This is a genomic window from Tenacibaculum finnmarkense genomovar ulcerans (assembly GCF_900239495.1).
GTDB classification, from domain to species: Bacteria; Bacteroidota; Bacteroidia; order Flavobacteriales; family Flavobacteriaceae; genus Polaribacter; species Polaribacter ulcerans.
Genome location: NZ_OENE01000048.1, coordinates 217,761 through 224,026, shown reverse-complemented (window position 1 = coordinate 224,026; position 6,266 = coordinate 217,761). Strand labels below are relative to the sequence as shown.

Here is a 6,266-nt window from a genome sequence, read left to right as displayed (position 1 = left end):
TTAAATGTAGATGCCGCTACACTTAATGGTGAATTACCTGCTTTTTACGCCAATTCAGCAACAACTTATAGTAAGGTAGATGTTGATAATGCTATTTTAACATCAATGAACGAGGTTGTTCAAATGCTACTTAATAACCCTGACGTTGAAATTAATTCAATACAGGAGTTATTAGCGGAAATGACCACGGCAGATAATGCTTTAATTGCCTCTATTGCTAATAAAGTCAGCTATGTTGTTTCTCAAAATTTAACGCAAAATCAAAAAAATATTGCCCAGGCGAATATTGGTATTTTCAATACATTTTTAAAATTATCTGGAGGTAAAGTTAAAGGAGATGTCACAATTGAAAACTCAAGGCTTTTCATCGAAAAAACGGGAGGAAGTAAGTTTGGCTTTGCCGCAGACAATCTAGGTATGTTTATTTATGATTATATCAGAGGTGGTTTAGCTGTTCGAATCAAAAACGATAAAGATGTTGATTTTTATGGCGTAACGTCAAGTTTAGGTGGCTTTAAAGTCGGCGACAAAGAAGTTTACCACTCGGGCAACCTGCCAAAACAAACCGTTGCACCAATATCAACAATAACAAGCTACACGGCAAAATCTTCGGATGTTGGTAATGTCGTACCACTATCAAACGCAAATGCACAGATTATTCTAAACACCGCATCATTCCCACGAATTGGCGACACAGCTAAATATTTATATAAAGGAACAGGAACGTGCAAAGTAGCTACATCAGGAAGCGCAAATGAATTAAAAAATATAAATGATACGCTCGAATTTGACGGGCAAAATTCAATGATTGAAATAACCAAAACAGGAGCAAATGAGTATTTCGTTTGCGGTCAATTAATACGTGCGTAATTATGGGAATGAGTAGTTCAAGGAGGTATGGAAGTCCTCCGATACAGACAATAACAATGGTTACCACGAGTACGGAAAGTGATTGGAAGGTTAGGCATGCAGGAAGTGTAGGCGCGATTAAATGGCATGCTTTAGGTAATACTTACGAGAGAAATATGCCTGAGATTAATTTAAGTAGTAGCGCGGGGCGTAAAAAAATCATTATTGAATCTAGCAAGGGGTTGAACGGTTTATATTGTTTAGGAAACGGTTTAACTACATTAGATTTAACCAATAACCCCAGTCTAGTTTATCTAAGCTGTACCGATAACTTTTTAAACATATTAGACGTGTCAAAAAACAACAGATTATTGCAAATAAATTGCAAATATAACTCCAACCTAACAAAAATTCACGTAAACCAAAATCAATTAGATATTTTAAACGGAGTAACGCCACAGCCTGACGATTGGTCTTGGATCAAAGACCCGTCAGCGACTTACGTCCTAAAACAATAATAAAATCATCAAAAGAAAAAGAAACAAAATGGGGATATAAAAAGTCCCCCAACAAAATAAATACTTCTCACAGTAATTTAATTTAGCATCAAAGCCCAGTTGGAGGACATAAGTCTTCTAATTGGGCTTTGCTTGTTTAAAATATTACTGTGAGAGGTACAAAAGTAAGAATATTAATTAAAGTAAGTGTTATATATGATTAAAAATAAATTTAACTACAAGCCACAATTTGGAGTTATTCTACTTGTAGAATCAGAAATGGAACAAAAAGAACTATTTAGCAAGATGAAAAAACTAGGATTAAAAATAAGATTAGTAAACGTATAATTATGAAAATAGAAGTAAATCACAAAACAAAAGATTTTGAAAGCTACAGAGCTTTAAGAGTAAAAAGTTTATTTAACGTTGATAAGGCGGACACATGGAAACACACCGCAGAAATACCAATTGATAATGATGATTGGCAAATTGGTCTTATTATTGGCGCAAGTGGAACAGGGAAAACCTCACTTGGGAAATCATTTTTTAAGGAAAATAAGATTTACAATCCTTATGCCGATTGGGATAATAGTAAACCAATTATAGATTGTATTGCTCCAGACGGAAGTTTTGAAGAAGTAACCGCAGCATTAGCTAGTGTTGGTCTTGGAGATGTTCCGAGTTGGCTAAAACCATTTAACGTACTTTCTAACGGGCAACAATTTAGAGCAGGAATGGCAAGGTTAATTATTGATGCTCCAGATGAAGTTGTTGTAGATGAATTTACAAGCGTTGTAGATAGGCAAATAGCTAAGATTGGCGCATTAGCTTTTGCTAAAGGTTGGAGGCGTAATAAAGGGAAAAAAATAGTTTTATTAAGCCCACATTATGATATAATTGAATGGCTACAACCTGACTGGGTTTATAACACAACAACGCAAGAGCTTAAAAAAAAAAATCTATTTCCGAACGACCAAAAATCAAACTTGATATTTTCAAGACAAACGGAACTTACTGGAAGTATTTTAAAGAGCATTATTATTTAGACTTAAAACACCCACCATGTGCGGAGTATTTTGTTGGAACAGTAAACGGCGAGCTTGTTTGCCACGTGGCTGTAATGCCTATGTTTCAGGCGAATGCTTACAGAGCGTCAAGGCTTGTTGTGATGCCCGAGTGGCAAGGAGCAGGAGTTGGAACTGCCTTTTTAAACCAAATAATGCAATACCATTTAGATGGCTATGGGCGTAGAAATAAAAATTTTCATACATTTTTTCACACGAGCCATCCGCAACTTGCAAATTATTTGCGTTCCTCAGCTAAATGGGAACAAACTAGTGCCAAACTTTATGGTGCTAATAAAAAAAGCTCTATTGAAAGCATAGCAAAAACTGCTAAAAAAGGATCATTTAAAGGTGGTGGCTATGGTGGTCATTTTAGAGCAATTCAAGGATTTAAATTTTTAGGAAATGGAGAAACGTTTTAACGTATTTATAAGCGGTCAAAAGTATTTTGCCGAAATGATTTTAAGCATATGCTTAAAAAAAGGATTTAACGTTGTGGGTGTTTGTTGCCCTTTAGACGATAAGTATATAAGGCCCTTAGCGGCTAAAAATGAAATTCCGATAATTCCTGCGGGAATGCTAAATGGAGATACTTTTCCTAACGGTGTAGACTTAGGGATTACCGCTCATTCATTTGACTACGTGGGTAAAAGAACTCGTTACAAGGCTAAATTAGGCTGGATAGGCTATCATCCAAGTTTATTACCATTACATAGAGGTAAAAGTGCTGTACAGTGGGCAATTAAGATGCGGGAGTCTGTTACTGGAGGAACAGTATTTTGGTTAAATTCTGGAATTGATAGAGGTGATATTGCCTACCAAGATTTTACAATATTACACCCTAAATATTTTAGTTTAAAATTAAAAGTAGCTTCCAGTAGATTATGGAGAGATAAACTGCAACCAATGGGTTTAAATCTTATGAGTAAAGCTTTGGATGATATATCTAGTGGGGTTATAATAAAAAATGCTCAGGATGAAAGTTTATCGACTTTTGAGCCATCTATGGTAGTAACTGATATTTATAAACCTGATTTATTAATGATTGAGTAGCGTAATTAACATTTTTAAATAGTGATTAAATACCTTTTAATCACTATTTAAAGGTGTATTAAATTGGTGAAAAAATGTACTTTTTGTTTTCTTTTTTGGTACTTTTCGTTTTGCCGATTATAAATAGATAATCGGTTAATTTTATCAATAGATTTTAATTCATTTATTAACGATATTAATGCTACGGTAGAATCAATTCCACCAGACCATAATACTTTAATTCCTCCATCAGTCGCATTAATTATTTCACGAGCTCTTTCACTACATATTTCTGAAAATGTTTTTGATGTATTTGATGTTTGAGGTATTTTATCTAAAATGGTAAAATCAATTCCAGAATCTAAATTTTTTGTACGGTCAATTAAAGTAGCACCAAAAAATAGACAACTCTGCAAGTAAATAGGATTTGCTTTTTTCTTAATTTCTTTACTATTGAATAATTGTTTTTTAGATAAATAGTAAATACTATTAAGATTTGACAAAGGCATCATGACGTATTTTTTTACAAGTATTCAAATATATTTTTAGCTTATCTTCTAATAATGATTTTTCAAAATCTTTAAAAGAATGTGTATAAAGTCCTGAGAAATTTAATTTTTCACCTTTTGTAGTAATTTGAAGCAGTAAAAATTTCTTTTTAAAAAACCAAAATCCATTTATAGCTTCTATAACCCATATATTTTTCTTACGGCTTACTTTATAAGTTACATTATATTTTACCTGTTTTTTAGAGTAAGTACCCGATTCATAATTAACTATTTTTTCTCTAATCAAGAAATCTCTTTTTTTAGTTTTACACATTTCATTAAAATCTTTAAGAAATGCATTAATAATTTTATCAATATTTTCGTTGCTCATTTTTTAAATCATAATAGTACCATTAAACATAGGGTGGTTTTTTTCTATTGCTCCAACAGAAGAAAAAATATGTAAAGGAATTGCAATTAAAGGTTTTTCTGTGTCTGTTTCAAAATGATGTGGGCACATTGGTTCAAGAACACAAACAGAACCAGGTTTTAACTCCGTAATTATATTTTTATTTTCAATACCGACAATACTTTTTCCATATCCTTCAATAATTAAAACAACTCTAACAGTTGAATGAATATGATGCTCTTGCTCTTTACTAAAAGCTGGCATTTTTAAGTATTGTAATGTAGGATCTCCTAATCTTATCGGAGGAAATAATTGTTTTGTAGAACAGCCATTTACGTATGGTAAAGTAGTAACTCCTTCCATTGATATAGATGCTTCAGGAGGCATATAACCACGTATTATAGTTGCTAAATGAATAGATTTAATTTTGCAAGGACCTTTTTTAACTTTAGCAAATTTTAAATCATCATCAAAATAATATATGCAGTCTCCAAGTTCTACATCAATAGTATGATTTCCTATAAAAGATTGAAAAAAGTAAAGTTGATTAGAATCACTTTTAAATACTGTAGGTGATTTAGTTTCATAGTAATAAGCTCCAAATGTTTCGTTTGTCATTGGTTTGTTTTAGTCAAATTATATAGGATAATAGAGGTGTTTCCTTTCAATTTTTCACCAAATTTAAGAAATATAAAACGACATTACTAAGAGCTTGTTTAATTTTTTGCAGAATTAAAGCGTTTTGGTAATTGTTTTAAGAATTTTTATTTTTTCAATATGTAAACTTTGTGACAAATTCCAAATAGCATCCTCACTAGCTGAATAAAAAGAGTTTGGTTCTGGGCTATTTTTAGATGATTCTGTAAGTAAATCTCTATTTTTCATCCATTTTTCAGAAAAGTAAAACTCTTCTAATATTTTTGTTTTTTGTATCAATTTTTTAAGCTTTTTATGGTGTTTTTTAATTTGGATAAATTCTTTTTCTACCTCAAAAAGTAAGGAATCCATTTCTTTGAATTCCTTTTTTATAGCATCATTATTCATTTTATAAACTTTTTTTATTGTTTGATTTTTAGTGTTTTATTAATGCCGTTTACATAAAGTTCTATTATATTTAATTGCGATGCTAAATGTGCACCTTTAAAGCCCGAAATATCTTTTGCTTGAATATTTTTAATATAAAAACTCAAATATTTTTTACTAAGTGGAAGATAAGACCAATGCCATTTTTCCATATGATACCCTTTTCGCCCCATATCTTTTGAGGTATATACTTGGTAAAAACCGTAAAGTGGCGCGTTTTTAAGCAGCCAATCGTGTTCTTTTTTTCCTTTTCCTGTATCAAAATAAGAATTATTCAGGTTATTTAAATCAATATCAGTACCCCAATGATGACGCGATGTTGAAGGCATTGCGCTATATTCTAGGATTTTAAGCGCTCTGTCAATTTCTTTTAAAGCATTATATTTCTTCCATTTTCGTTCCCAAATTCCTTTTTGTTCATAAAAGCTTCGAGTACCAGAAATTATTTTTAAATCAATGTTCTCTTTTTTAGCATGCGCATACATTTTTATAAATGCTGCATATACTTCCTTATTAATATAAAGTGTTTTAGAAGCGTGTTTTTTACGAACTTTAGTAAAAGAACTATCTTTTTTGTAATTAAATTTACCTACTATAAAATCAGTGCTGTAGTTGTATTCTTTTTCTTTTATGGTCGTTTTTTCTGTTGCTTTTTGTATTATTTTTGTTGCTATTTCTTCTTTTATGCTTGTTGTAATAGCAATACCACTTGTAATATTGCTGTTTTTTTGTTTATCATTTTTACAAGCATAGCTGTGAATAAGTATAAAAAGTATAAAGATTTTTTTCATTTTAGATGTTTCTTGTTCTCGTAAAATTGTTTTTTGATGAATTGAACGGTTCG

The 6,266-nt window shown here is 31.4% G+C and carries 10 protein-coding genes; 5 read left to right on the top strand and 5 right to left on the bottom strand.

The window, feature by feature from the left end:
- Window positions 1-105 precede the first annotated feature (105 nt).
- The 5 genes from DPIF8902391_RS11415 to DPIF8902391_RS11395 all read left to right on the top strand — a co-directional run bounded on the left by DPIF8902391_RS11415 (window position 106) and on the right by DPIF8902391_RS11395 (window position 3,463).
- Window positions 106-870, top strand: a complete 765-nt coding sequence (locus DPIF8902391_RS11415; RefSeq protein WP_172505899.1) for a hypothetical protein — start codon at window positions 106-108, stop codon at window positions 868-870.
- Between the two features lie 2 nt (window positions 871-872).
- Window positions 873-1,367, top strand: coding sequence for a hypothetical protein (locus tag DPIF8902391_RS11410; protein WP_172505898.1), 495 nt, complete (start codon window positions 873-875; stop codon window positions 1,365-1,367).
- A 329-nt stretch (window positions 1,368-1,696) separates the two neighbouring features.
- Complete coding sequence (locus tag DPIF8902391_RS11405; RefSeq protein WP_198912851.1) at window positions 1,697-2,392, top strand: hypothetical protein; 696 nt, start codon at window positions 1,697-1,699, stop codon at window positions 2,390-2,392.
- Window positions 2,308-2,832 (top strand): GNAT family N-acetyltransferase, encoded by a 525-nt coding sequence (locus DPIF8902391_RS11400; RefSeq protein WP_216833243.1) that lies wholly within the window; start codon window positions 2,308-2,310, stop codon window positions 2,830-2,832. Before DPIF8902391_RS11405 ends, DPIF8902391_RS11400 begins: the two co-directional genes overlap by 85 nt.
- The gene (locus DPIF8902391_RS11395; protein ID WP_172505897.1) at window positions 2,816-3,463 is read left to right on the top strand and encodes a formyltransferase family protein; all 648 of its coding nucleotides are present in this window, start codon (window positions 2,816-2,818) and stop codon (window positions 3,461-3,463) included. Before DPIF8902391_RS11400 ends, DPIF8902391_RS11395 begins: the two co-directional genes overlap by 17 nt.
- 47 nt (window positions 3,464-3,510) lie before the next feature.
- Here DPIF8902391_RS11395 and DPIF8902391_RS11390 read toward each other — a convergent pair whose 3' ends face one another.
- The 5 genes from DPIF8902391_RS11390 to DPIF8902391_RS11370 form a co-directional block, all read right to left on the bottom strand.
- Entirely contained in the window at window positions 3,511-3,954 is a 444-nt protein-coding gene (locus DPIF8902391_RS11390) for a hypothetical protein (RefSeq protein WP_172505896.1), read from the bottom strand.
- Window positions 3,932-4,321 carry a hypothetical protein gene (locus DPIF8902391_RS11385; RefSeq protein WP_058885260.1) on the bottom strand — a complete coding sequence of 130 codons (390 nt, stop codon included), beginning with the start codon at window positions 4,319-4,321 and terminating at the stop codon, window positions 3,932-3,934. The genes DPIF8902391_RS11390 and DPIF8902391_RS11385 overlap by 23 nt, the downstream gene beginning before the upstream one ends.
- 3 nt (window positions 4,322-4,324) lie before the next feature.
- Window positions 4,325-4,957, bottom strand: a complete 633-nt coding sequence (locus DPIF8902391_RS11380; protein WP_058885259.1) for a cupin domain-containing protein — start codon at window positions 4,955-4,957, stop codon at window positions 4,325-4,327.
- Window positions 4,958-5,071: 114 nt separating this feature from the next.
- On the bottom strand, window positions 5,072-5,383 hold the full coding sequence (locus DPIF8902391_RS11375) for a DUF4298 domain-containing protein (protein WP_058885258.1): 312 nt from the start codon (window positions 5,381-5,383) through the stop codon (window positions 5,072-5,074).
- Window positions 5,384-5,397: 14 nt separating this feature from the next.
- Entirely contained in the window at window positions 5,398-6,213 is an 816-nt protein-coding gene (locus tag DPIF8902391_RS11370) for a M15 family metallopeptidase (RefSeq protein WP_172505895.1), read from the bottom strand.
- Window positions 6,214-6,266 lie beyond the last annotated feature (53 nt).

Coding starts and splice junctions, on each gene's coding strand:
- DPIF8902391_RS11415 (WP_172505899.1), top strand. CDS start 106: ATGAACGAGGTTGTTCAAATGCTACTTAATAACCCTGACGTTGAAATT.
- DPIF8902391_RS11410 (WP_172505898.1), top strand. CDS start 873: ATGGGAATGAGTAGTTCAAGGAGGTATGGAAGTCCTCCGATACAGACA.
- DPIF8902391_RS11405 (WP_198912851.1), top strand. CDS start 1,697: ATGAAAATAGAAGTAAATCACAAAACAAAAGATTTTGAAAGCTACAGA.
- DPIF8902391_RS11395 (WP_172505897.1), top strand. CDS start 2,816: ATGGAGAAACGTTTTAACGTATTTATAAGCGGTCAAAAGTATTTTGCC.
- DPIF8902391_RS11390 (WP_172505896.1), bottom strand. CDS start 3,954: ATGATGCCTTTGTCAAATCTTAATAGTATTTACTATTTATCTAAAAAA.
- DPIF8902391_RS11385 (WP_058885260.1), bottom strand. CDS start 4,321: ATGAGCAACGAAAATATTGATAAAATTATTAATGCATTTCTTAAAGAT.
- DPIF8902391_RS11380 (WP_058885259.1), bottom strand. CDS start 4,957: ATGACAAACGAAACATTTGGAGCTTATTACTATGAAACTAAATCACCT.
- DPIF8902391_RS11375 (WP_058885258.1), bottom strand. CDS start 5,383: ATGAATAATGATGCTATAAAAAAGGAATTCAAAGAAATGGATTCCTTA.
- DPIF8902391_RS11370 (WP_172505895.1), bottom strand. CDS start 6,213: ATGAAAAAAATCTTTATACTTTTTATACTTATTCACAGCTATGCTTGT.